Annotated in this window: 25 protein-coding genes and 1 tRNA gene; 7 read left to right on the top strand and 19 right to left on the bottom strand. The window is 69.1% G+C overall.

Annotated elements, in window-relative coordinates:
* Nucleotides 1-68: 68 nt before the first annotated feature.
* Nucleotides 69-503 carry a DUF6069 family protein gene (locus tag ACZZZF_RS12430; protein WP_463498565.1) on the top strand — a complete coding sequence of 145 codons (435 nt, stop codon included), beginning with the start codon at nt 69-71 and terminating at the stop codon, nt 501-503.
* A 94-nt stretch (nt 504-597) separates the two neighbouring features.
* Here the strand turns inward: ACZZZF_RS12430 and ACZZZF_RS12425 are convergent, their stop codons facing one another.
* The 3 genes from ACZZZF_RS12425 to dcd are packed head-to-tail and all read right to left on the bottom strand — an operon-like array spanning nt 598 to nt 1,847.
* On the bottom strand, nt 598-813 hold the full coding sequence (locus ACZZZF_RS12425) for a DUF2283 domain-containing protein (protein ID WP_230100931.1): 216 nt from the start codon (nt 811-813) through the stop codon (nt 598-600).
* Nucleotides 806-1,240 carry a hypothetical protein gene (locus ACZZZF_RS12420; protein ID WP_463498563.1) on the bottom strand — a complete coding sequence of 145 codons (435 nt, stop codon included), beginning with the start codon at nt 1,238-1,240 and terminating at the stop codon, nt 806-808. Before ACZZZF_RS12420 ends, ACZZZF_RS12425 begins: the two co-directional genes overlap by 8 nt.
* A gap of 1 nt (nt 1,241) precedes the next feature.
* Nucleotides 1,242-1,847, bottom strand: coding sequence for a dCTP deaminase (gene dcd / locus ACZZZF_RS12415; RefSeq protein WP_042536862.1), 606 nt, complete (start codon nt 1,845-1,847; stop codon nt 1,242-1,244).
* A gap of 93 nt (nt 1,848-1,940) precedes the next feature.
* Between dcd and ACZZZF_RS12410 the strand changes: the two genes are divergently transcribed.
* The 3 genes from ACZZZF_RS12410 (at nt 1,941) to ACZZZF_RS12400 (ending at nt 4,889) form a co-directional block, all read left to right on the top strand.
* Nucleotides 1,941-2,014, top strand: a tRNA-Gly gene (locus tag ACZZZF_RS12410).
* A gap of 104 nt (nt 2,015-2,118) precedes the next feature.
* Nucleotides 2,119-3,948 (top strand): AMP-dependent synthetase/ligase, encoded by a 1,830-nt coding sequence (locus ACZZZF_RS12405; RefSeq protein WP_463498560.1) that lies wholly within the window; start codon nt 2,119-2,121, stop codon nt 3,946-3,948.
* A 17-nt stretch (nt 3,949-3,965) separates the two neighbouring features.
* A complete protein-coding gene (locus ACZZZF_RS12400; protein ID WP_463498557.1) occupies nt 3,966-4,889 on the top strand; it encodes a DUF1295 domain-containing protein in 924 nt (307 codons plus the stop codon).
* An 18-nt stretch (nt 4,890-4,907) separates the two neighbouring features.
* Here the strand turns inward: ACZZZF_RS12400 and ACZZZF_RS12395 are convergent, their stop codons facing one another.
* From ACZZZF_RS12395 to ACZZZF_RS12355, 9 genes are all read right to left on the bottom strand, one after another.
* Entirely contained in the window at nt 4,908-5,846 is a 939-nt protein-coding gene (locus ACZZZF_RS12395; protein WP_463498554.1) for a DUF4862 family protein, read from the bottom strand.
* A complete protein-coding gene (nagB, locus tag ACZZZF_RS12390) occupies nt 5,843-6,619 on the bottom strand; it encodes a glucosamine-6-phosphate deaminase (RefSeq protein WP_463498551.1) in 777 nt (258 codons plus the stop codon). The genes ACZZZF_RS12395 and nagB overlap by 4 nt, the downstream gene beginning before the upstream one ends.
* Entirely contained in the window at nt 6,619-7,302 is a 684-nt protein-coding gene (locus ACZZZF_RS12385; protein WP_400339082.1) for an N-acetylmannosamine-6-phosphate 2-epimerase, read from the bottom strand. The genes nagB and ACZZZF_RS12385 overlap by 1 nt, the downstream gene beginning before the upstream one ends.
* The gene (locus tag ACZZZF_RS12380) at nt 7,299-8,282 is read right to left on the bottom strand and encodes an ROK family protein (RefSeq protein WP_400339085.1); all 984 of its coding nucleotides are present in this window, start codon (nt 8,280-8,282) and stop codon (nt 7,299-7,301) included. Before ACZZZF_RS12380 ends, ACZZZF_RS12385 begins: the two co-directional genes overlap by 4 nt.
* A 14-nt stretch (nt 8,283-8,296) precedes the next feature.
* A complete protein-coding gene (locus tag ACZZZF_RS12375; RefSeq protein WP_400339088.1) occupies nt 8,297-9,244 on the bottom strand; it encodes a dihydrodipicolinate synthase family protein in 948 nt (315 codons plus the stop codon).
* Entirely contained in the window at nt 9,241-10,059 is an 819-nt protein-coding gene (locus ACZZZF_RS12370) for an ABC transporter ATP-binding protein (protein ID WP_463498549.1), read from the bottom strand. The genes ACZZZF_RS12375 and ACZZZF_RS12370 overlap by 4 nt, the downstream gene beginning before the upstream one ends.
* Nucleotides 10,056-12,110 (bottom strand): dipeptide/oligopeptide/nickel ABC transporter permease/ATP-binding protein, encoded by a 2,055-nt coding sequence (locus tag ACZZZF_RS12365; RefSeq protein WP_463498546.1) that lies wholly within the window; start codon nt 12,108-12,110, stop codon nt 10,056-10,058. The genes ACZZZF_RS12370 and ACZZZF_RS12365 overlap by 4 nt, the downstream gene beginning before the upstream one ends.
* Before the next feature lies 1 nt (nt 12,111).
* Complete coding sequence (locus ACZZZF_RS12360; protein ID WP_463498544.1) at nt 12,112-13,068, bottom strand: ABC transporter permease; 957 nt, start codon at nt 13,066-13,068, stop codon at nt 12,112-12,114.
* Nucleotides 13,069-13,143: 75 nt separating this feature from the next.
* Nucleotides 13,144-14,742 carry an ABC transporter substrate-binding protein gene (locus ACZZZF_RS12355; protein ID WP_463498541.1) on the bottom strand — a complete coding sequence of 533 codons (1,599 nt, stop codon included), beginning with the start codon at nt 14,740-14,742 and terminating at the stop codon, nt 13,144-13,146.
* Nucleotides 14,743-14,870: 128 nt separating this feature from the next.
* Here ACZZZF_RS12355 and ACZZZF_RS12350 point away from each other — a divergent pair, with 128 nt between their 5' ends.
* A complete protein-coding gene (locus ACZZZF_RS12350) occupies nt 14,871-15,593 on the top strand; it encodes a FadR/GntR family transcriptional regulator (protein WP_315985267.1) in 723 nt (240 codons plus the stop codon).
* 50 nt (nt 15,594-15,643) lie between these two features.
* Here the strand turns inward: ACZZZF_RS12350 and ACZZZF_RS12345 are convergent, their stop codons facing one another.
* The 5 genes from ACZZZF_RS12345 to ACZZZF_RS12325 all read right to left on the bottom strand — a co-directional run bounded on the left by ACZZZF_RS12345 (nt 15,644) and on the right by ACZZZF_RS12325 (nt 19,302).
* On the bottom strand, nt 15,644-16,483 hold the full coding sequence (locus ACZZZF_RS12345) for an anti-sigma factor (protein ID WP_463498538.1): 840 nt from the start codon (nt 16,481-16,483) through the stop codon (nt 15,644-15,646).
* On the bottom strand, nt 16,467-17,027 hold the full coding sequence (locus tag ACZZZF_RS12340; protein WP_150115128.1) for an RNA polymerase sigma factor: 561 nt from the start codon (nt 17,025-17,027) through the stop codon (nt 16,467-16,469). Before ACZZZF_RS12340 ends, ACZZZF_RS12345 begins: the two co-directional genes overlap by 17 nt.
* A 33-nt stretch (nt 17,028-17,060) precedes the next feature.
* Nucleotides 17,061-17,726 carry a class F sortase gene (locus ACZZZF_RS12335; protein WP_463498535.1) on the bottom strand — a complete coding sequence of 222 codons (666 nt, stop codon included), beginning with the start codon at nt 17,724-17,726 and terminating at the stop codon, nt 17,061-17,063.
* On the bottom strand, nt 17,726-18,553 hold the full coding sequence (locus ACZZZF_RS12330; RefSeq protein WP_053098083.1) for a DUF4397 domain-containing protein: 828 nt from the start codon (nt 18,551-18,553) through the stop codon (nt 17,726-17,728). The genes ACZZZF_RS12335 and ACZZZF_RS12330 overlap by 1 nt, the downstream gene beginning before the upstream one ends.
* Before the next feature lie 122 nt (nt 18,554-18,675).
* Entirely contained in the window at nt 18,676-19,302 is a 627-nt protein-coding gene (locus tag ACZZZF_RS12325) for a stage II sporulation protein M (RefSeq protein WP_157557453.1), read from the bottom strand.
* 94 nt (nt 19,303-19,396) lie between these two features.
* On the opposite strand from ACZZZF_RS12325, the gene ACZZZF_RS12320 reads away from it, so the two are divergent.
* Nucleotides 19,397-19,999, top strand: coding sequence for a TetR/AcrR family transcriptional regulator (locus ACZZZF_RS12320; RefSeq protein WP_463498533.1), 603 nt, complete (start codon nt 19,397-19,399; stop codon nt 19,997-19,999).
* Nucleotides 20,000-20,006: 7 nt separating this feature from the next.
* On the opposite strand, the gene ACZZZF_RS12315 is transcribed toward ACZZZF_RS12320, so the two are convergent.
* Together ACZZZF_RS12315 and ACZZZF_RS12310 are read right to left on the bottom strand one after the other, a co-directional pair.
* Nucleotides 20,007-20,324 (bottom strand): DUF2277 domain-containing protein, encoded by a 318-nt coding sequence (locus ACZZZF_RS12315; protein ID WP_053098085.1) that lies wholly within the window; start codon nt 20,322-20,324, stop codon nt 20,007-20,009.
* Between the two features lie 102 nt (nt 20,325-20,426).
* Nucleotides 20,427-21,254 carry a helix-turn-helix transcriptional regulator gene (locus ACZZZF_RS12310; protein WP_053099285.1) on the bottom strand — a complete coding sequence of 276 codons (828 nt, stop codon included), beginning with the start codon at nt 21,252-21,254 and terminating at the stop codon, nt 20,427-20,429.
* A 94-nt stretch (nt 21,255-21,348) separates the two neighbouring features.
* Between ACZZZF_RS12310 and hxlB the strand changes: the two genes are divergently transcribed.
* Nucleotides 21,349-21,930: a 6-phospho-3-hexuloisomerase gene (gene hxlB, locus ACZZZF_RS12305; protein WP_053098087.1), complete on the top strand. Its 582-nt coding sequence runs from the start codon at nt 21,349-21,351 to the stop codon at nt 21,928-21,930.
* The last annotated feature ends 14 nt before the right edge of the window (nt 21,931-21,944 follow it).

Here is a 21,944-nt window from a genome sequence, read left to right as displayed (position 1 = left end):
CGAGCAGTACCGTTTATATCCGGTACTACTCGGTACCGTATATCCGAACCACACTCCAAGGAGCCGTCATGGTCACCACCGCCGTCCGCGCAGACCGGCGCACCACCGGATCCCGGTTGCGCACCGCACTCATCCTCACCGCCGCCATCGCCGTGGCCATCGCGACGAACTCCGTCGTGGCCCCCCTCGCAGTGGCTGCCGGCGCTCCGGCGACATACGGGCCGCTGACACTGCCCGCCTATGCTCTGTTCACGACTCTGGGCATCGTCGTCGGCTGGATCGGCTGGTCGCTCGTGCGCCGCCGCGCCCGCAACCACCGCCGCACGCTCTCGATCCTCGTGCCGATCGTGACCGTGGCGTCGTTCATCCCCGACGTCCTGCTGCTCGTTCTCCGCTTCATCCCGGGAACGACGGTGAGCGCCGTCATCGGGCTCATGGTCATGCATGTCGTCGTCGTCGGAGTCGCAGTGCCCGCATACATCTGGGCCTCGAAAAGACGCTGAGGGAAGCACTGGCGCCACTCTCGGCCGAGAGGTCGCACGGCCGCGAAGTCCGTGCGTGACAGCGCGTCGGCCGACGCGTCGCACGGCGCGAAGGTCAGGCGCCCGGTTCTTCCGGGTGGAGCAACCGGGAGGCACCGAGAATCTCGATGCCGAGCAGGTGGCCGTCGCGATCGAAGTCGAGAAACAGCTCACCGGAGATGTCGTCGGGCAGGTTCACCGCGACGGTTCTCGCGACCTCGCCATCCGCGATCGCTGCGCCCACCGTCACGTACGCGGCGTCGACCTCAGGGTCGCGTCGCAGCTCACCCACGCCACAGAGTCGCGGCGGCGGCGGCGACATCCGGGGCACCCGCCGACTGCGCGAACGACACCGTCGTGCCGAGGTAGACCGCACCGGCGATCGCCGCCGCGAGCAGCACGATGAGGAATCCGAAGATCACCGCCGACAGCGCGCGGTATCCCCCGGAGGTCGGCACCTCAGGTGCCACCGACGGCTGCGCCCAGTCGTCGGCCACCGGCGCCGGCTGATCGCCCGTGAGGATCGCCGGCTTGGGCCGCGACCGGCGAGTGCTGGGAAGCATCGCCTCGGTCGGAGGCGGCGGAATGACGGCATCCGGAATCTCGGACTCCGCGGGAGGCGGCGGGATCACCGCATCCGGAACCTCGGACTCGGGCGGAGGCGGCGGAATGACAGCATCCTCCGGTCGGATGTACGGATCTCTGCTGTCACTGCTCATCTCAGCCCCCTACGGCTCCGACGTCGGTCGTGCCGACGTCCGTCTTGTGGAAGTTCTGGAACGAGCGGGATGCGGTCGGTCCGCGCTGCCCCTGGTAGCGGTTGCCGTACGGGCCCGAACCGTACGGGTTCTCGGCCGGCGACGTCAGCCGGAAGAAGCACAGCTGACCGATCTTCATTCCGGGCCACAGCTTGATCGGCAGCGTCGCGACATTCGCGAGCTCGAGCGTCACGTGCCCCGTGAACCCGGGGTCGATGAAGCCGGCGGTCGAGTGCGTGATCAGCCCCAGGCGACCGAGCGACGACTTGCCCTCGAGGCGGGCTGCGATGTCATCGGCCAGGGAGACCTGCTCGAACGTGGCACCGAGCGCGAACTCGCCCGGGTGCAGGATGAACGGCTCGTCGGGGTCGACCTCGATCAGCCGAGTCAGCTCCGGCTGATCGACCGACGGGTCGATGAACGGGTACTTGTGATTGTCGAAGAGACGGAAGTACCGGTCCAGCCGCACGTCGATGCTCGACGGCTGGATCATCTCCGGCTCGTGCGGATCCAGACCGATGTGGCCGGAGGCGAGTTCTGCTCTGATGTCGCGGTCGCTGAGAAGCACGGCCCCAGCCTAGTTGGCACACGCCGCCGACACTTTGGCCATGACGGATCAGGCGGGTAGGCTTGCGTTCACCCGCTCCTCGGATGCGGGTACGGGGCTGTAGTTCAATGGCAGAACTTCTGCTTCCCAAGCAGATAGCGCGGGTTCGATTCCCGTCAGCCCCTCCACAGGACCCCCGGCTCGCCCGGGGGTTTTCTCTTGCCATCCGTTTCCTCCTCCGCTCCGAACAGGAGCAGATGGGCCCGTTCTCGTGCGCCCGAGAGGAGTTCCGATGCTCGAATCGTCGACCCCGCCGCTCGCCGACCTCGACGGGTACCGCAACGTCACCGACCTGCTGGTCGCGCGAGTCACCGCCGCTCCCGACCACGTCGCCTTCGAGGTCAAGGGAGCGAATGTCGGTGACGCGTGGCGCCCGATCACGACCCTCGAGTTCCTCGGCCAGGTGCGCGCTCTGGCCAAGGGCTTCATCGCCCAGGGCGTGCGGGCCGGTGATGCCATCGCGATCATGGCTCCGACTCGTTACGAGTGGGCCGTCGCCGACCTCGCCGCCTGGTACGCCGGCGCTGTCGTCGTGCCGATCTACGAGACGTCCTCGCCCACGCAGGTGAACGCGATCATCGCGGACGCGGATGTGCGTCTGGCCATCGGCGGCACCTCGATGCACGCGGTGCTGCTGCAGTCCGCACTCACCCACACGGAGCGGATCACGCTCGGCGCCTGGACGATGGATGCCGCAGTGTCCGGCACGCTCTCCGATCTGGTGGCGCGGGGCGCCGCCGTCACCGACGAGGAGCTCGAGGCACGCAGGGCGTCCGCCACGCAGGACGACCCCGCCACCATCGTCTACACCTCGGGCACCACGGGCGAGCCGAAGGGGGTCGTGCTCACGCACCGGAACTTCCTCGGGCAGGTGCTCAACATCGCCGCCGCCTACCGCGAGATCGTGAACGAGCAGGGCAACACCGTCATCTTCCTGCCCCTGGCCCACGTGCTCGCGCGCGGCCTGCAGCTGATCTGCCTCGCCAGCGGGATGCGCATCGCGCATCTGTCCGACCCGTCGACCGTCGTCGCGACCCTCGACACGCTGCGCCCGACATTCCTCGTCGTCGTGCCGCGCGTGCTGCAGAAGATCGAGGCGGCAGCCGCCGCCAAGGCGTCCGACAAGGGTCTCACCGCCGTGTGGGAGAAGGCTCGGACGACGGCGATCGCGTGGGGCCGGCGTGCCGAGCGGGTCGACGCGGGCCTCGCCCCCGGAACGAGCCTCGGGCTGCGCCTGCGTCACCGCCTCTACGACGCCGTCTTCTACCGCCGCCTCCGCGCTGTGATGGGCGGGCGGGTCGGCTACATCCTCTCCGGCGGAGCAGCGCTCGACTCGGAGCTGTCGCTCTTCTTCCGCGGCATCGGCGTCCCTGTCATCGAGGGCTACGGCCTGACCGAGACGACCGCGCCCCTCACCGGCAACCTGCCCGGTCGCATCGCGTCGGGCAGCGTCGGCTCGCCGCTTCCGGGACTCACGGTGCGCATCAGCGACGAAGGAGAGGTGCTGGCCCGCGGGCTCGGCGTCTTCAGCGGCTACCGCAACCCCGCGCACGACGACGGCGCCTTCATCGACGGATTCTTCCGGACGGGCGACCTCGGGCGCCTCGACGACCAGGGCCGGCTCTTCCTCGAAGGCCGACTCAAAGACGTGATCGTGACCTCGAACGGCAAGACGGTGGTGCCGACGCGCTGGGAGAGCGCGGTCGAGGCGGATCCGCTCGTCTCGCACGCGGTGATGGTGGGCGAGGGCAAGCCGTATCTCTCGGCGCTTCTCGTGCTCGACCCCGAGCAGACCGTGGCATGGGCGGATGCCGAAGGCCTCAGCATCCCTCTCCTCGCCGAGACCGACATCCGCGCCGTGACCGAGCCGACGCTGCGCGCCCGCCTGCAGCGCACCGTCGACGCCGCCAACGCGCTCGTCGCTCGCAGCGAGCAGGTGCGCCGTTTCAGCGTCGTGTTCGCCGACCTCGACGACCGCGGACTCGTCACCCCGACCATGAAGCTCAAGCGGAGCGTCGTGCTGCATCGCGCAGCCCTCACCGTCGAAGACCTCTACCTCTGACAACCGGAAAGAACACCATGTCCTCCCCCACTTCCTCCGCACCGAAGTCATCCCGGTCCTCGCTGATCGCGATCATCGTCGCCCTCGTCATCGGCGCCCTCGTCGCACTCGCCGGCAGCCAGGGCGGCGCGACCGTCGGCGGCATCCCGCTGTTCGCCATCGCCGTCGCCGCGGTCTTCGCGATCCAGATCCTCGCCTTCATCCCCGCGATGCTTCTGCGCACCGAGCGGTTCTTCGACCTCACCGGCAGCCTCACCTTCCTCGCCATCTCCGTGGCCCTCGTGCTGATGACGCCCATGCCAGATGCCCGCAGCTGGATTCTCGCGGCGATGGTGATCCTGTGGGCGGCACGCCTCGGATCGTTCCTCGCGATGCGCGTGCACAAAGCCGGATCCGACGGCCGCTTCGACGAGATCAAGGGATCGCCGGTGCGCTTCCTGCAGGTGTGGGTGATCCAGGGCGCGTGGGTGTCGATCACGGTGGCAGCGGCGTGGATCGCGATCAGCACGGATGCCGCCTCACGAGCGCCCATCGGATGGCTGACCGTCGTGGGCATCATCGTGTGGGTGGCCGGGATGACCATCGAGATCGTCGCCGACGCGCAGAAGTCCGCTTTCCGCGCCGACCCGCGTCACAAGGACGAGTTCATCCGCACCGGACTGTGGTCGCGTTCGCGCCACCCCAACTACTTCGGCGAGATCGTGATCTGGGTCGGCGTCTTCCTCACCGCCGCACCCGTGCTCGCCGGATGGCAGTGGGTCGCGATCCTCTCGCCGCTCTTCGTCATCCTGCTGCTCACGCGCGTGAGCGGCATCCCGCTGCTCGAGGCCCGCGCCGAGAAGAAGTGGGGCGACCGCGCCGACTACATCGAGTACCGCGAGAGCACGCCCTCGCTGATCCCGCGCCTCACCCGGCCTGCCGTGCGGGAGCGTGCTGCGTAGAAAGCGCGGAGACCGGGTTCACGCGCGGGCAGCCGCCCTCAACGCGCGCAGATTGTCGTCGACCGTCCGGATGACATCTTCCGCCGTCGTGTCTCCCGGCCGTCGACTGACCTTCAGCCCGAGTCGCTCGACCTGACCGGCGGAGGCGAGCGCGGCGGCGGCATGGGCCGCATCCAACAGCGAACCGGATGCGGGATCCGCTGCCGCGAGCGGCAGGTGCCCGTCCGTCCAGGCTGGGCCATAGGGGCCGTCGATCGCTGCCGACCCCGAGAACGTCAGCCCGGCGAGCCGACCGGTCGCCGCCGCATCCGCGATCTGCCCGGTCACCGCGTCGGCGTCGCGCGTCTCGATCACCGAGCGACCCCAGTTCAGCCAGAGCGCCAGCGGAGCGTCGAGCGAGAGCATCGCGCCGAGCTCGTCGTCCAGCGTCAGGAAGCCCTTCTCCCACGGGTGACCCGGCACCGCGGCGTCGCAGTGCTCGATGACGAGCCGCGCTCCCGCCCAGTCCCATCCGGTGATCTCGGCGAGCGATGCCGCCAGATGCGCTCGATCTCCTCCCCCCTGCGGAGCGGTGTGGAGCGCGACCAGAGCGACCGACGCATCGGTGTCGTGGTCGATCCGCCGCACGTCTCGGGCGACTGCGCGCAGGTCGGCGATGGCGGCGCGACGCCCGTCCTCATCCGGGGAGGCGATGCCGTAGCGGGCGTCGGCCGCACACCGCTTCATCACCCATGGCAGCGGGGTCACCGCGAGCTCGGCCGCGGCAGGCACGTGGCGGAGGAACCACCCCGGATCATGAGGGTGCAGGCCCCCGATCCACGGCACCTCGAGCCCTACGACATCGGGCAGCGCGCAGAGCGCGGGCAGGAGTTCGGCCTCGAGATCGGGATCCCAGGTCGCGTGCGCGGGAGACACCGCGTAGGAGCTGACCAGCAGCGGTGCGAGCGGCTCGTTCATGACACCAGGTGGCGGTGCGCCTGAGTGTGCCGGTAGTACTCGGCGAGCGCGAGCCGCGACGCGGCCGCGTCATCGACGAGCACGGTGACGCGTCGGTGGTGTTGCAGGATCGTCGCGGGCCATCGGGCCGACACCGCCCCTTCGACGAGCTGCGCGACGGCCTCTGCCTTCGCCTCACCGGTCGCGACGAGCACGATGCGTCGCGCGTCCATGATCGTGCCGAGCCCCTGCGTGAGGCAGTGATACGGCACCGCGTCGACGTCGCCGCCGAAGAAACGGGCGTTGTCTTCACGGGTCTGTGCGGTGAGCGTCTTCACTCGGGTCCTCGACGCCAGCGACGAGCCGGGCTCGTTGAACGCGATATGCCCGTCCGTGCCGATGCCCAGGATCTGCAGGTCGACACCGCCGGCATCGCGGATCGACTTCTCGTAGCCGGCACACGCCGCGTCGAGATCAGCGGCGTCACCGTCCGGCCCGCGCATCGCGCCGGGGGCGAGATCCACGCGCGAGACGAAGTCCTCGTCGATCACCGTGCTGTAGCGGCACGGATGTCCCAGGGGCAGTCCGACATACTCGTCGAGCATGAACCCCCGAGCGCGCGCGAGGGAGAGCTCCCCGCGCTCGACGCGCTCGGCGACCGCGTCATAGATGCGCAGCGGACTCGATCCCGTCGCGAGGCCGAGCACGGCATCCGGCCGAGCTGCGATCAGGGCGGCGATGTCGTCGGCGACGATCTCGCCGATCTGGGCTTCGGGTGCGATGACGACGTCCATCAGCTCTCCTCGGTGAGTGCGGCGACGAACCATGACGTGATGGTCGCCGGGTGGGTGATCGCGGTGCCGACGCACACGGCGAACGCCCCGGCGGCGGCCGCTGCAGCCGCCTGCGCAGGCGAGTGGATCCGCCCCTCCGCCATGATCGGGGTGCTGCAGCGGGCGGCGAGGAGCGAGATCAGCTCGAGATCCGGCCCCTCGGTCTTCGGGCGCTCGGCCGTGTAGCCCGAGAGCGTCGTGCCGAGGATGTCGACGCCGGCCCGCTCGGCCGCCAGGGCGTCGTCGAGCGAGCCGCAGTCGGCCATGATCAGGGCGTCCGTGTGCTCGCGGAGCGCCGCGACCGTCTCGGCGAGGCTCTTGCCGTCCGGCCTGGGCCTGCGGGTCCCGTCGATCGCGACGATGTCGGCACCTGCGTCAGCGACCGCCTTGGCGTGCTCGAGCGTCGGGGTGATGAAGACGTCGGCGTCGCCGTCCTTCCAGAGCCCGATCACCGGCACGGTCATCCCGGCGACGGCTCTGATGTCGTCGAGGCCCTGCACCCGGATGCCGGCGGCTCCGCCGACGACCGCCGCCTGCGCGACCTGCGCCATGGTGCGGGGATCGCGCATCGCCTCGCCGGGGTAGGCCTGGCACGAGACGATGAGGCCCCCTCGCAGCCGGTCGAGGATGTCGATGGATGTCATATCGCCCTCCAGGCGGATGCTGCGGCGCCCCGCAGGGGCGCGTCGTCACCGAGCGCGCCCGGCAGGATCGGAGTGGACTGCAGTGCATCGATGGCGTCGTCCGCGTACGCGCTCAGCATCGGCGTCCACCATGCGTCGCCGATCTTCGGCACTCCCCCGGTGATCACAATGCGCTCCGGGTCGAGGATGGTCGCGGCGCCGGCGAGCGCGCGCCCGACGGCAGCGGCGGACTCTCCGATTGCACGGATGGCGATCGGGTCGCCGTCGGCTGCGGCGGCTGCGACCCCGCGGGCGTCGATGATGTGCGGATCCCCGCCCAGCCACCGGAAGTGCGCGTGCAGACCGATGCCGGAGCCGATGGCCTCGAGATGCCCCATGCGACCGCAGGGGCAGCGCAGATGCTCGGCCCCCGGGGTCGGCAGGTGGGCGATCTCGCCGGCGACGTGGTGTGCGCCGCGCACGGCGCTGCCGTCGAGGATGAGCCCCGCCCCGACACCGGTTCCCACGGCGACGACGAGCACGCTGGCCGCACCGGCCGCCGCCCCGTGCCGGTACTCGCCCTCGGCATGCGCGTCGACGTCGTTCTGCACGACGACCGGGGCGCGGGGCACCAGCAGGTCGCCCAGCGCCTCGCGCACCAGCTCGGCGACGGGGGTGCCCGGCCAGTCGGCGAAGGTGTCGGTCGCCGAGACGATCGTGCCGGTGACGGCGTTCACGACCCCGGCCGCGCCGATCCCGACGCCCGAGAGACGCGCGGGTGATCCGTCGAGAAGTCTCTGCGCCAGACCGGCGACGGTCGAGACGACCGCCGCCGGTCCTTCCGCTGCTCGCGTGGGCGCCGTCTCGGTGCACAGCAACATGTCGCCACGATCGGCGAGGGCCGCCGACATCTTCGTGCCGCCGATGTCCACCGCCAGCACCACCTCGCGCGACTCCGCTGATCCGACATGATGCGCTGATCCGACATGATGCGCTGGCACGAGACGATGCGCCATCAGGAGACGACGACCGGCAGCATCCCCTGCTCCGAGAGGATCTGACGGATGCGCGTGACGGTGTCGGCATCGAGCGACTGCACGGTGTCGGCCATCGTCGCGTGGTCGATGATGCCGCGGGCGTGCATGGCGGCCTTGAACGCGCCCACTCCGGTCGCGTCACCCGAGAGGCCCTGCGGTGCGAAGACGATGTCGAACGCGCGGTTGATGCGCTCCTGCTCGGTGCGCGCCTCCGCCCAGTCGCCGCGCTGCGTGGCATCCCACAGCCTGACGTAGCCCGCGGCCTCGACGTTCGCGAAGCCCGGCACCACGCCGTCGGCTCCGGCCAGCGCCATCGCGTCGACGACGACCTCATGACCGGTGAGCAGCTGCAGCGGACGCCCGGCGGCGTCGTTCGCGGCGATCAGACGGCGGAACGAGACGTCATCGCCCGAGGAGTCCTTGACCCCGTGGATGACTCCCTCGGCGCCGAGTCGCACGAGCAGGTCGATGCCGAGCTTGGAGTGCACCCGCACGGGCACGTCGTACGCCCACAGCGGCACGTCTATCGCCGCGGCGATCGCCCGGAAGTGATCGGCGACCTCTGCGGCGGAATTCAGAGTGTAGAGCGGTGCCGTCGTGACGATCGCCCTTGCCCCGGCCGCCACCAGACGACGCGCGGTCTCGATGATGCGGGGAGCAGTCAGCTCGATCGCACCGGCGATGATCGGCACCCGATCGGCGTTCACCCTGACGATCGTGGTGAGCAGCTCGACGCGCTGGTCGTCGGTGAAGTAGGCGGTCTCGCCCGTCGACCCGAGCGCGAACAGACCCGAGACACCCTCGGCGATCAGTCGCTCGACGAGACGCTCGAGCGAGACGTGGTCGATCGTGCCGTCGGGCAGCAGCGGGGTGGCGACGGGCGGGATGACACCGGTGAAGGTGACGGAGGAGGATGCAGCAGTCATTGTGTTCCGGTCGTTTCAGTTGGTCGGTTCGAGCAGCGAGGGCGCGGCGCCCAGCAGCGTTCTGGTGTAGTCGTCGGAGGGCGCCTCGAACACGCGGGCGGCATCGCCGAACTCGACGACCCTCCCCGGTTCATCACGGCGATCTCGTCTGAGAGGTAGCGGACGGTCTGGATGTCGTGCGAGATGAAGACCATGCCGAGGCCGAGCTGCTCCTTCAGGTCGGTGAGCAGGTTGAGGATCTGAGCCCGCACCGAGACGTCGAGCGCCGAGGTGGGTTCGTCGGCGACGATCACCTGCGGATCCAGCACCAGCGCCCTCGCGATCGCGACACGCTGACGCTGACCGCCGGAGAGCTGGCTGGGCAACGCCTCGAGTGCGGAGGCCGGCAGACCGACGAGTCCGATCAGATCGCGCACCTTGCGGTCACGGCTCGCCGGCGTGCCGAGCCGGTGCACCTGCATCGGGTCGAGCAGCGCATCGCGCACGGTCATCCGGGCGTTCAGAGCCGTGGCAGGGTCCTGGAAGACGACCGACAGGATCCGCCCGAGCCGTCGGCGCACGGCCGGCGTGAACGAGGTCACCGTCTCGCCGTCGAACACGACGCGGCCGCTGGTCGGCTTCTCGAGGCCGACCAGAACCTTGGCCGAGGTGGACTTGCCCGACCCCGACTCGCCGACGATCCCCAGGGTCTGCCCCCGTTTGACGGTGAGCGAGACACCGGCCAGTGCGTCGACGTACTTCGGCCTGAACAGCGACGACGCACGCGTCTTGTAGCGGACGTGGACGTCCTCGAGCTCGATGACGGTCTCGCTCATCGTCCTGCTCCGATCGCATCGATGGGCGCATCGTCCGGATGCGCCGAGTAGTAGTGCTCGGTTCCCTCGATCCGCCGGCGCACCGGCGCGACCCCCGCGTAGCGGGCCGGGTCGGACGAACGAGGAGCGAAGCGGTCGCCGGCGGGGAAGTCACGCGGCGACGGGACGACGCCGGAGACCTGGTGGAGCCTGTCGGAGCCCGCCTCGATCGACAGCACGGCGCCGAGCAGCCCCTGCGTGTACTCATGCACCGGCTGCGTCAGGATCTCTCGGGTCGTGCCCTGCTCGACGACCTGCCCCGCGTACATCACCGTGATGCGGTGGGTGAGCTCTGCGACGAGCGCGAGGTCGTGCGAGACGAAGACGAGAGCGAAGCCGAGCTCGCGCTGCAGCCGCATCAGCAGCTCGACGACCTGCGCCTGCACCGTGACGTCGAGAGCCGTGGTCGGCTCGTCGGCGATCACGAGGCGCGGGTCGCGGGTGAGCGCCATCGCGATCAGCACGCGCTGCCGCTGACCTCCCGACAGCTCGTGCGGATACGAGGCGAGCGTGCGCGCGGGGTCGAGTCCCACCAGCTCGAGGAGGTCCTCGGCCGTGCGGGTGCCACCCCTCGAGGTGAGCTGCTTCATCTGCGAGCGGATGAGCATCGCCGGGTTCAGCGAGCTCAGCGCATCCTGGTAGATCATCGCGATGTCGTGGCCCCGCAGCGCGTTGCGTCGCTTCGGGGTCATCTGCAGCAGATCCTGGCCGTCGAAGAGGATGCGTCCTCGAACGTCGGCCTTCGGGTCGAGCAGGCCCATGATGGCCAGCGAGGTGATCGACTTGCCGCAGCCCGACTCGCCCACCAGCGCCATGGTCTCGCCGGGGCGCACCGTGAAGCTGACATGGTCGACCACGTCGACGTCACCGTGCCGCGGGAACGAGATGCAGAGGTCCTGCACATCGAGCAACGGGGTCTCGTCGCCCGCGTAGACGAGCCGATCGGTGCGGGAGAGCTCGCGCTGCCGCAGAACGGCGAGCCGCTCGGAGAGAGGCACCGCGGGTGCCACCGGCACCAGCACGTCCGGCACGCCGCTCGGAACGGAGAGATTGACGGCGGTGTCGACCGTGACGATCACATTCGTGTCGTCGTGGCCTGCGGCCGCCTCTTCGAGCTCGTGCGTCGACTCCTCGGTGTTCGCGGCATCGGCGGTGATCTTTCGTGCCCGCGGCGACACCATCGCATCGGTCATCCCCTCGGAGAGGATGTTGAGGCAGAGCACCGTCAGCATGATGAGGATGCCGGGGAAGAAAGTCGCCCACCACGCCCCGCTCATCAGCAGGTTGCGACCGGCGGCGATCACGTTGCCCCACGACGGCTCGGGGTCGGGCACGCCGGCCTGCAGGAACGACAGCGACGCCTCGAAGACGATCGCGTCGGCGACGAGCACGGTCGCGAAGACGAGCACCGGGGCCATCGCGTTGCGAGCGACGTGCTTGGCGATGATCCGCGGAGTGCCCGCCCCCATGACGCGCACGGCCGAGACGTAGTCCTCGCCGTACTGATCGAGGATGTTCGCGCGGATGATGCGAGTGAGCTGCGGCACGTAGAGGAAGGCGATGGTCAGCACGAGAACCGGCAGCGACTTGCCGAACACCGCCACGAACACCGCGGCGAGCGCGATGCCGGGGAAGGACATGACGACGTCCATCACCCGCATGAGCGTCTCGGAGATCCAGCGGGGCGCGGTCGCCGCGATGGTGCCGAACACACAGGCCGCGGCGAGGGCGACCAGTGTCGCACCGAGTCCGATCACCAGCGAGTACCGGGCGCCGTAGACCAGGCGAGAGAAGATGTCGCGACCCTGGCGGTCGGTGCCGAACCAGTGCTCGGCGCTCGGCGGCTGCACCGGGGCGCCGGAGGCCAGCGGATCGAAAGGTGCGATCAGGGGCGCAGCGATCGCCGCCAGGGCGATCACCGCGAGCACCACGATGCAGATCAGGGAGCCGAGGGACAGCCCGCCGAAGCGGAGCCCCGGAAGCGAGAGTCGTTCAGTCAGTTTGCGTCGCATGTCACACCGCCCGGATTCGGGGATTGATGAGCACGTACAGGAGGTCGACGATGATGTTGATCACCACGAAGGCCAGTGACACTGCGAGAGTCACGCCCTGCACGAGATTGGGTTCGTTGTTGGTCACGCCGTTGAGGATCAGCGTGCCCATGCCGGGGATCGCGAAGATGATCTCGATCACCACCGCCCCGCCGATGAGGTAGCCGATGCGCAGACCGAGCACGGTCACAGGCGTGATGAGCGCATTGCGCAGCACGTTGCGGCCGACGACGATCGTGCGCGGGATCCCGGCGCCGAGTGCTGTGCGCACGTAGTCTCGGTCGAGCTCTTCGACCATCGACGTGCGCACGACGCGGGAGAGCTGACCGATCACCGGAACGGCGAGCGCGATGGCCGGCAGCGCCATGCGGGCGAGCCACCCTGCCGGGTCGGCCCACGGATCGGGCAGGGGACCGGACGCGGGCAGCACGTTCAGCCCGAGGGTGAAGAGCTGGATGAGCAGGATCGCGAGCCAGAACGAGGGCGTCGACAGCGACGCCACTCCGATGATGCGGATGAGCTGGTCGGGCCAGCGGTCACGATAGACGGCGGCGAGGACGCCGATCACGAAGGCGACGATGACGGCGATGAGGAGGCCGAGGAAGGTCAGCGCCAGGGTGACGGGGAACGCGCGGACGACCTCGTCGATCACCGGAAGGCTGCGCGCCGAGTAGGTGCCGAGGTTGCCCTGCAGCAGGCCGAGCAGGAATGTGAAATACCGCACGAGCAGCGGCTGATCGAGGCCGTACTGCTCTCGGTACGCCTCGAGCGCCTCGGGGGATGCCGTCTCTCCGAGCGCGGTGCGCGCGGGGTCGACGGGGGAGAACGACATCACGAAGAACACGAGGAACGTGATGCCGAGGATCATGAACGGCAGCTGCAGCAGGCGTCGTCCGATGAGGCGGAGCGTGTTGGACACGTGCCGCTCCTTCCAGGTTCGGGGAGGTGTGGCGGGGGTGCGCTCGGGCGCGCACCCCCGCCGTGGGGGCCGGGGCTACTTCGCCGCCACGCCGACGTCGAGGAACGACAGGCCCGTGGTGGGGACGGGGGCGAATCCGACCAGCTCCTGGCTGCTCCATGCGGTGGGCAGCTTGCGGTGGAACAGCGGGTAGAGCACTGCCTGGTCGGAGAGCAGGTCGTACGCCTCGTCCCACGTGGCCTGCTGCTCGTCGCCCTGCTGCTGCACGGCGGAGTCGAGGAGCGTCCGCAGTTCGGCGTACTCGGGCGAGTCGGCCCAGTTGGTGCGGGTCTGGGTCCAGACGTTCTCGCCGTACCACCAGTTCATCAGCAGGTCCGGGTCGACGCCGAAGACCGATGGGTCTCCGGGTGCGATCGCGACCGTGTAGTCGCCGGAGTCGACCTTCTCGTACATGGCGGCCGACTGCCCGATGTCGAGCGTGGTGTCGATGCCGATGGCGTCGAGCGACTCCTTGATGAGCGGCGCGACCTCCTTCACCCAGCCGGTATCGGTGGTGAGCAGCGTGATCGACAGGTCGTCGACGCCCGCTTCGTCCAGCAGCCCCTCGGCCTTCTCGGGGTCATAGCTGTAGACCGTCGAGGCCTCGTTGTAGTTCGGGTACGTCTCGGGCAGGAACGAGGTCGCGGGGGTCGCGTTGCCGAGCATCCCGGTCTCGATGATCTTGTCCATGTCGAGGGCGTAGTGCATCGCCTGGCGCACGCGTACGTCGTCGAAGGGCGCTGCCTTCGTGTTGAACATCATGAACAGCAGCCCGAAGGATTGCACGCTCTCGACGTCAACCGCGGATGCCAGGGAGTCGACGTCGATGTACGGCACGTCCTCCATGGCTTGGATCGTGCCCGTCGACATCGCCGTGACTCGGGCGGAGGCGTCGGACAGCAGGTTCCAGTTCATGCCCGCAGCGAGTGCCGGGTGCGGGCCGTTGTAGTCGTCGTAGCGCTCGAAGACGAGCTTGTCCTCGGGCACGGCGGAGACGAGCGAGTACGGGCCCGAGCCGACGGGGTTCGCTCCGAAGCCCTCGGGATCTGCCTCGACGACCGCCTTCGGAACGATCTTGACGACGCCGAGTCGCTCATTGATGAGCGAGAACGGGTAGTCGGTGGTGATCTGCACCGTGTCCTCGTCGACGGCGGTGACGGTGTCGACGAAGTCGATGAAGGTGCGGAACAGTGAGTTGTTGTCGGGGTTCAGCACCCGCTCGTAGCTGAAGACGACATCCTCGGCAGTGACGGGGTCGCCGTTCTGGAACGTCGCTCCTTCGCGCAGATCGATCTCGTACGTGGTGTCGTCGACCTGGGTCGGGAGGTCCGCGGCCAGCGCGGGCGCCGCCTCCTGCGTGACGGGGTCGAGGTCGACCAGGCCTTCGAAGACATGCCAGTTCGCCGAGACCGTGACGGCGCCGGAGGCCACCATCGGGTCGAAGCTGCCGTTCAGCGTGTACGAGATGCCCGCTTCGATGATCGCGTCCGCGTCGATGTCGCCGGCGGATGCGCTCTCGTCGGCTGCCGGGGTCGCGCCGGCCGCGCAGCCGGCGAGGACGACCGACGCGGCGACGGTGCCAGCGATCAGTGTCGTGAATCGACCCGCACGGCGGCGGGTGACGTGTCGGTTCATGTGTGCTCCAGGGTGGGTGGGGGACATCTTGAGGACATCTGATGTCTGATGTACTCTAAACACACGTTCGATCGAATCACAAGAGTGAGATGATCAGAGCGTTTGCGTCGGGACGAGAGGGAGACCAGATGAAGTCCACCACGAGTAGGGCATCGCGGATGCGGCGCTCGACGACGGCGGATCAGATCAAGCAGCTCATCATCGCCCGCGGGCTGACCCCCGGCGATCCGCTCCCGACCGAGACCGAGCTCTGCGAAGAGCTCGATGTGTCGCGCTCGTCGGTCAGGGAGGCGATCCGCACCCTGTCGACGCTCGACATCGTCGATGTCCGGCACGGCCACGGCACCTACGTCGGCGCGATGTCGCTGGATCCGATGGTCGAGGCGCTGGTCTTCCGAGGGGTCCTCTCACCCGAAGGATCCCTCCAGTCTCTGCGCGAGGTGGTCGAGGTGCGCCTGGCTCTCGACCTCTCGATGGCCGAGCGCGTCGTCGCGGCCGCCCAGGTCGACGAGGGTGGAGAGCTCGATGAGCTCGTCGCCGAGATGGTCGACAAGGCGAGCCGAGGCGAGCACTTCCTCGAGGCCGACCGCCTGTTCCACACCAAGCTCTTCGACGCGATCGGCAACCGACTCGTCGGCCAGCTCGTCGGCGCCTTCTGGGATGTGCACACGGCCGTACTGCCCCAGCTCGACATCGATCAGCCCGATGACATCCACCAGACTGCGGTCGCGCACGGCGACATGCTCGCCGCCGTCCGAGCAGGCGACGTCGACGCGTATCGCGAGGCGGTGATCGAGCACTACCGTCCGCTGCAGCGCGTGCTCGCACAGGCCGGCGCTGCGCGCGCCTGAACCCAGAGCCACGGCGCGCTCGTGGAGCTACGGGGACGGAGGAGCGCCTCTCACGCGAAGTCGAGCTCGCCGCGCACGATCGAATCGCCCGAGTGCGCAGGATCGCCGTCGACCGGCTCGAAGGAGATGTCGACCAGGCGGTACTCGTCGAGGTCCACGCTGTCGGGGACGCGGAACGTGCCCGAGGACTCGTCGAGCACCCCGAGGCTGATCAGCGCCTGCCCGTCCTCGCGGATCAGCCACACCTCGCGGTAGTCGCCGGCGACGAGCTCGTCGCCGTCGAGGGTCACTGTCAACGTGCGCCGGCCGTCGCCGTCGTCGTCGATCCGGGCCTGTCCCTCCGCATCGGGGTGGTCGGGGAACGCGGCGAGCTCGGCCGAGGCGATCACGGCAGAGGAGGGCGTGAGGGTGCGGGCGATCCATACTCCGGCGCCGATCGCGACGACGAGCGCCATCGACGCGGCGAGGATCCACATGGTGGCCGACGAGCGGCGGCGTGGACGGACACGAGCCCGGTGTCGCGGCGCAGCCGCTTCCGCAGCATCCGCCTCAGTCGCTGTCGCCGGACCGGCCGCCGAGACCGGTGCCGATGCAGCCGGTGCCGATGCGGACTCCGATTCCGATTCGGGCGGGTGGACGTCGGATGCCGGGTCGGCAGCGACCGCCGAGGTCAGCCCGAGTTCGCCGTGGATCCTCGACCAGACGTCGGCGGGCGGGGATTCCAGGTCGCCCTCGACGACGCTGGAGCGCGCCACGAGCGCCACCCGCGACATCGCAGCGACCTCGGCGGCACAGTTCTCGCACTCGACGAGGTGTTCCATGTCGGCGTCGGATCCGGCCGGTTCGCCCATCGCGATCAGGGCGATCTTCTCGTCATCGAGATGTGACACGGTTCACCTCCAATCGGTCGCGCATGCGGGCAAGGCTTCGGCGGATATGGCTCTTCACGGTGCCGAGCGGCATCCCCATTCTGCGTGAGATCTCTTCGTGGGTCAGGTCATCGTAGAAGGCCAGTCGCATGACGGCCTGTGCATCCGGCGCGAGCTGCTGGAGCTCGCTCGAGAGCAGCAGCGTCTCGGACAGATCGATCGATTCGGAGACGAGGGCGTCGGGCGGAGTGAGTCGTTCCATCTCGGCCTGCAGCTGCTGCACCTTGGCGCGCGCCTCGAACGTGTCGGCGATCCGGCGCCGCGCGATCGTGATCAGCCAGGTCGACAGTCGCGCCTTCGACGAGTCGTATCCGGCACGCGAGTTCCACGCCGACACGAAGGTGCGCTGGGTGACGTCCTCGGCATCCCCCCGATCGCCGAGCGAGCGCAGCGCCAGGGTGAAGACGACCGGCGACCACCGCCGGTAGAGCTCCGCGAGCGCCTGCTCGTCGCCCGCGACGAAGCGCCTGTCGAGCGCCGCTTCGGCTTCGGTGGTCTCATCCACCCGGAGTCTCCTCTCCATGGTGATCACCCCGCCTCATCGCGGGACCGCCACCGCGACCACGTTATCGCGGTAGTGCCCGGTCTGGCTGTCGAAAGGTCCGCCGCACGTGACCAGCACAAGCGCCGAGGGGCCACCACGCTGGAAGAGCTCGTCGGTCGGCAGTGCGGCCTTCTCGTAGTAGGTCAGCGACTGCACCACGAACTCGCGACTGGTGCCGTCGGCCGCCGTGATGAGGATGGTCTCGCCGGCGGGCACGTCCCGCAGGCGAGCGAGCGGTCCGATCGGATAATCGATCGCGTCGACGTGCGCTGCGATCAGAATCCGGCCGCTCGTGCTCGTGGCATCCGCTCCGTATCGATACCAGCCGGCGATGGCCGGGTCGACGGGCAGCTCCATCTGTCCGGTGTCGGCCACCCCGACGTCCGTCACCGGCATGTCGATGGCGAGCGACGGGATGGCCAGACCCACGGGAGCGACGGATGCGGTCGGGGTGGGGAGAGCACCCGGCCGCACGGCGACGTCTCTCGTGGGAGTGGGAGGGACGGGCGATGGAGTCGTGGGGGGCGACTCCGTGGAAGGAGGGAGATCCGCGCCCGCCCCTCCCGGTGTGCATGCCACGAGGCACGCCGCGGTGACCAGGGCGCCGAGCGTCATGATGACGCGGCGCAGACGGGCCGTCCGCAGCGTGCCTCGGAGCATCAGCGCACCGTCTGGCGGCGACGGACGATCAGGCCCGCACCCACGGCGGTCGCGATCGCGAGGGCGACGAGACCCGCCGAGAGGAGGGCGTTCGCCGAGGCATCCTGCTCAGCGAGGTAGCCCGCGGTGCCGGAGGGCACTCCGTCGGGGTTCGAGTGGAGTCCCGAGATCGTCTGTGCGGCGATCGCGAGGTTGCCGTCTTCGGCACTGCCCCACGCGTAGACGATCGTGTTGACGCCCTCTTCGATCGCGACGTCTGCCGGACCGATGACCGGGTCGGTCGTGCCGGTCAGAGCGACGGCGGCCGACACGGTGCCCGCGGGGAGGTCGAGCTTGGCCTCGTTCGGGTTCGTGAGGTTCTCGATCACGGGCGATCCGCCCGCGAGGATGTCGACCGCGGGCGCCGCGGCGGTGTGACGCACGGTGAGTCGCCCCTGGCCGGGAGCCGTCTGCGAGATGTCGTTGGTGAAGAGGTTGAGACCGGGTTCGCCCGCTTCGGTCAGGTGGGCCACGGCGGTGTAGTTCCCGCCTGCTTCGAGAGCGAGGGTCGCGGGGCCGAGGATGGGCGCGCTGGCGTCGGCGGCATCGGGAGCGGTGAGCGCCACCTCGTACGAACCGGCGGGCAGCTCGAGCGGTCCGGCGAGGTCTCCGGGCGCGAAGTCGTCGAGGGTGAGCTCGCCGTTCACGTACACGTCGACGGGGGTGTCGGGGATCGCGTGCAGCACCGAGAGCTGTGCGGCCTGGGTGGTGGCGGCGCCGGCCGGCATGGCCAGACCGAGAGCGGTGATCATTCCGACGGCGAGGCCGGCGGCGACTGTCTTGCGCATCTGTTCCTCCTGTACCCGGACCGCCCTGTGCGGCCCTTCATAGGAGTTGTTCTCCGGGAGCGCCGGGTTTGGATGCACCTGGATGAAGATTTCTCAGATCGCCGTGTCGATGTCCGTTCCGGCTATCCGAGCAGCCACTGCTGCAACGGGTACACGAAGTAGAGCAGCGAGAAGGCCTCGTAGAGCGCCCCGATGATGAGCAGCGCGAGGGCGGGGAGGCTCAGCCAGCCGATGTGCTGGAGTCCGCGCAGGTAGGCCGCGCGTCGATTCCGCGCACCGATCGCCTGTGGGCGAACCCAGTACCGGCCCAGCAGGAACGCGCCCAGCAGCAGAAGGATGTAGGCCTGCAGCTCGATCACGAGAGTCAGCGAATGCGGGATCAGCGCGACCCACCCCTCCGGCGTCGTCGGCACGAGGGTCACTCCGGTCGTCACCGACCAGACCGCGAACGTCGCGAGTCCGAGGAACGGCACGACGAGCGAGGGCAGCAGGATCGTGAGGGCGCCGAGCCGCAGGGTGTTGACCGCCAGGATCGTCAGCGCGAAGAGCCAGGGACTGCTGAGCAGAGAGGTGACGAGGCTCGCTGTGCCGTCGTCCTCCAGCGCCTGGGCGCGGCCGGCGACCAGGTCGGGGAAGAGCAGCCCGAGGATGAAGCCGATCGCGAAGGTGCCGTAGGCGAGCGCATTGAGAAGCGCGTAGACGCGGAGGTTCGAGCGGATGATCTGGAAAGGCCTGCGGATGAGTGTCATGGGTGCTCCCGTCGATGGACTAACACGGTGTGTTAGTAAGGCACGCACGCCACGCTAACACACTGTGTCACCCGAGGTCGTGGAGAATGGGACGATGACCGCCGACCCGAGCATGCTGCCGACGAAGGACCGCATCCTGCACGCGGCACTCACGATGTTCGGCGAATCACGCGGCGCGAAGCTCAGCGTCCGCGCGGTCGCAGCGCGGGCCGGTGTGAGCACCGGGTCGTTGCGGTTCCATTTCCCGACGCAGCGGGCGCTGCTCGACGAGGTCCTCCGCGTGGTCTACGAGGTGATCGCACCGGACGACCCGATCCATGACGAGTCGCTGACGGCGAAGGGGCGGCTCCTCGCATGTCTGAGGCAGGTGCTCGCTCCGTCCGGCGTCGGGGCGCAGGCACGCGAGGCAGCCACGATCCTGCACCGGACCTTCATCGAACCCGAACTCACGGACGAACTCCGTGATGCCTACCTGGCCATCGAGCGCGAAGGGCAGCGCAGGGTCGAGCACTGGCTGTCCGTCCTCGAAGACGAAGGCTCACTCCCGGCCGGAGACAACGCCACGCGCGCGCGTTTCCTCAACTCCGTCCTCGCCGGCCTCGCCCTCGAACGGGCGCTCCCCTCGGACGAATCGATCCTCGGATCCGAGACGAACACGCTCACGATGGCGGTCGATGCCGTGTTCCGCGACGACTAGCGAGGGCTCAGTCCGCCGCCGCCTTCGCCGCGCGCTTGGCCTCTTGGAAGACCCGGATCGCCTCGTACCGCTCGGCTGAGCGAGCCTGTCGCTTCTCGCGCTGCTCGTCGCGGTCCTTCGGGGGTGCGGTCGTGACGAGGTCATCGAGCAGATGTCGCACCGACTTCTCGATCTCAGCGACAGCACGGTCGAACACCTCCCTGTTGGCGCGGGAGGGGGCGTTGGCACCCGAGATCTTGCGCACGAACTGCACTGCGGCCTCATGACATTCGTCATCGGTGGCCGGCGGGGCGAGGTTGTTCAGAGGAACGATGTTGCGGCACATGCCTGCCAGGGTAGAGCGCTGAGCGCCGGAGTCAAGAGGCATCGGACCGACGACTTCCCCACCTATCCTTCCGAGCAGGCACAGCCCCACCCGAAGGGGTGGTCAGCCGCGCACGATGGCCGCGAGCTCGGCGCGTGACGCCGCCCCGGATTTGCGCAGCAGGTTCGACACGTGGAACTTCACCGTGTTCTCGCTCACGTTCAGCGTCTCGGCTATCTCGCGGTTGCGGCGCCCCGCCGACACCAGTCGCAGCACATCGCGCTCTCGCGGGCTGGCGTCGATCGCATCCGGCAGGTCGCCCGGCTCGGCCGGTGGATCGAGAGGAAGGCGGATGCCGACCTCCGACCCCCATCCGGGTGTCGAGGCCACCGACAGGTCGCCTGACAGCGCAGAGACCTGCTCGGCGATCGGGCGAAGTGCGTCGTCGTGCGTCGTCAGGTCTCCTCGGCCGTCATCGCGGATCGCGATCAGCAGGTTCAATCCGTCGCAGTCCCATTGGATGCGCACGCGTCGCGTCTCTCCGCGGTCGACGATCGCCAGCACGGTGCTTCTCACGATCGAGCGCGCCGAGTGGGCGATCACTCCGGGGAGCGCGCGACCGTTGGCCGGGGGCTCGACGAACTGCACGTCGAGTTCGCTGTATCGCACGAGCGGGCGCAGATCGCCGCGCAGACGCTCGAAGGCGCCCGTCACCGGCTCGAGTCCTGCTCCCTGCTCATCGTTGTGCGTCCGCAGTCCGACCAGTGCACCGGCCGCGACATCGACCGCGATCGTGCGTGCCGCCCGGTCGTCGAGCCGCTGCGAGCGCAGCGTCGCGAGCAGGGATTCGAGGGTGAGGGCGTAGCGGTCCCGCTGCTCGGCGAGGGCGAGCGCGTGGTCTGCGGCCAGTCGGCGTGATCCCGCCGGCCCAGCATGCTCTTCGATGCTCATGATCACCTACTCTATTCGCCCCTCTCCCTTCGGGTAGGTGGAACGGTCCCGAGGCGGGAGCGCCCGAAGGTCGCGCGATCGCAAGAGTGGAGACATGCCTCTCACCGCCACGATGTCGCCCGGCGCCGCCATCTCCCTCATCGCCAACGAGCTGCTCCGCGTCGCGGAGCGCACGAGCGTCGCGAACGCGCATCAGCTCATCGATCTGGCAGACCTCGTCGTCGATGCCCGGCGCGTCTTCGTGCTCGGAGCCGGCCGCTCAGGGCTCGCCCTGCGAATGACCGCGATGCGCCTCATGCACCTGGGACTCGACGTGCATGTGGTGGGCGACACCACCACTCCGGCAATCGAGGCCGACGACCTGCTGCTGACGGCGAGCGGGTCGGGAACGACGGAATCGATCGTGCGAGCCGCGCAGCGCGCCTCGTCGGTCGGGGCGCGCATCGGCGCGCTCACGACCGCAGCGACGTCGCCCCTGTCAGAGCTCGCCGACGTCGTCGTGCGGGTGCCTGCCGCCCAGAAGCTGGACCGCACGGCCGACGCCTCGCACCAGTACGCGGCGAGCCTGTTCGAGCAGGCGGTCGTCGTCATCGGCGACGGGCTCTTCCACGCCCTCTGGCAGCGCCAGGGCACCAGCGCCGACGACCTCTGGCCGCGCCACGCGAACCTCGAATGAGCGGCCGCCGCCCC

Source organism: Microbacterium sp. AC215 (assembly GCF_979258645.1).
This window is presented reverse-complemented; position numbering and strand designations above follow the sequence as displayed.

What these genes read in the sequence shown, in the direction of transcription:
- ACZZZF_RS12430 (WP_463498565.1), top strand. Translation starts at nt 69, where the DNA reads ATGGTCACCACCGCCGTCCGCGCAGACCGGCGCACCACCGGATCCCGG.
- ACZZZF_RS12420 (WP_463498563.1), bottom strand. Translation starts at nt 1,240, where the DNA reads ATGAGCAGTGACAGCAGAGATCCGTACATCCGACCGGAGGATGCTGTC.
- ACZZZF_RS12405 (WP_463498560.1), top strand. Translation starts at nt 2,119, where the DNA reads ATGCTCGAATCGTCGACCCCGCCGCTCGCCGACCTCGACGGGTACCGC.
- ACZZZF_RS12400 (WP_463498557.1), top strand. Translation starts at nt 3,966, where the DNA reads ATGTCCTCCCCCACTTCCTCCGCACCGAAGTCATCCCGGTCCTCGCTG.
- ACZZZF_RS12395 (WP_463498554.1), bottom strand. Translation starts at nt 5,846, where the DNA reads ATGAACGAGCCGCTCGCACCGCTGCTGGTCAGCTCCTACGCGGTGTCT.
- nagB (WP_463498551.1), bottom strand. Translation starts at nt 6,619, where the DNA reads ATGGACGTCGTCATCGCACCCGAAGCCCAGATCGGCGAGATCGTCGCC.
- ACZZZF_RS12385 (WP_400339082.1), bottom strand. Translation starts at nt 7,302, where the DNA reads ATGACATCCATCGACATCCTCGACCGGCTGCGAGGGGGCCTCATCGTC.
- ACZZZF_RS12375 (WP_400339088.1), bottom strand. Translation starts at nt 9,244, where the DNA reads ATGACTGCTGCATCCTCCTCCGTCACCTTCACCGGTGTCATCCCGCCC.
- ACZZZF_RS12370 (WP_463498549.1), bottom strand. Translation starts at nt 10,059, where the DNA reads ATGAGCGAGACCGTCATCGAGCTCGAGGACGTCCACGTCCGCTACAAG.
- ACZZZF_RS12365 (WP_463498546.1), bottom strand. Translation starts at nt 12,110, where the DNA reads ATGCGACGCAAACTGACTGAACGACTCTCGCTTCCGGGGCTCCGCTTC.
- ACZZZF_RS12355 (WP_463498541.1), bottom strand. Translation starts at nt 14,742, where the DNA reads ATGAACCGACACGTCACCCGCCGCCGTGCGGGTCGATTCACGACACTG.
- ACZZZF_RS12350 (WP_315985267.1), top strand. Translation starts at nt 14,871, where the DNA reads ATGAAGTCCACCACGAGTAGGGCATCGCGGATGCGGCGCTCGACGACG.
- ACZZZF_RS12335 (WP_463498535.1), bottom strand. Translation starts at nt 17,726, where the DNA reads ATGCTCCGAGGCACGCTGCGGACGGCCCGTCTGCGCCGCGTCATCATG.
- ACZZZF_RS12330 (WP_053098083.1), bottom strand. Translation starts at nt 18,553, where the DNA reads ATGCGCAAGACAGTCGCCGCCGGCCTCGCCGTCGGAATGATCACCGCT.
- ACZZZF_RS12325 (WP_157557453.1), bottom strand. Translation starts at nt 19,302, where the DNA reads ATGACACTCATCCGCAGGCCTTTCCAGATCATCCGCTCGAACCTCCGC.
- ACZZZF_RS12320 (WP_463498533.1), top strand. Translation starts at nt 19,397, where the DNA reads ATGACCGCCGACCCGAGCATGCTGCCGACGAAGGACCGCATCCTGCAC.
- ACZZZF_RS12315 (WP_053098085.1), bottom strand. Translation starts at nt 20,324, where the DNA reads ATGTGCCGCAACATCGTTCCTCTGAACAACCTCGCCCCGCCGGCCACC.
- ACZZZF_RS12310 (WP_053099285.1), bottom strand. Translation starts at nt 21,254, where the DNA reads ATGAGCATCGAAGAGCATGCTGGGCCGGCGGGATCACGCCGACTGGCC.
- hxlB (WP_053098087.1), top strand. Translation starts at nt 21,349, where the DNA reads ATGCCTCTCACCGCCACGATGTCGCCCGGCGCCGCCATCTCCCTCATC.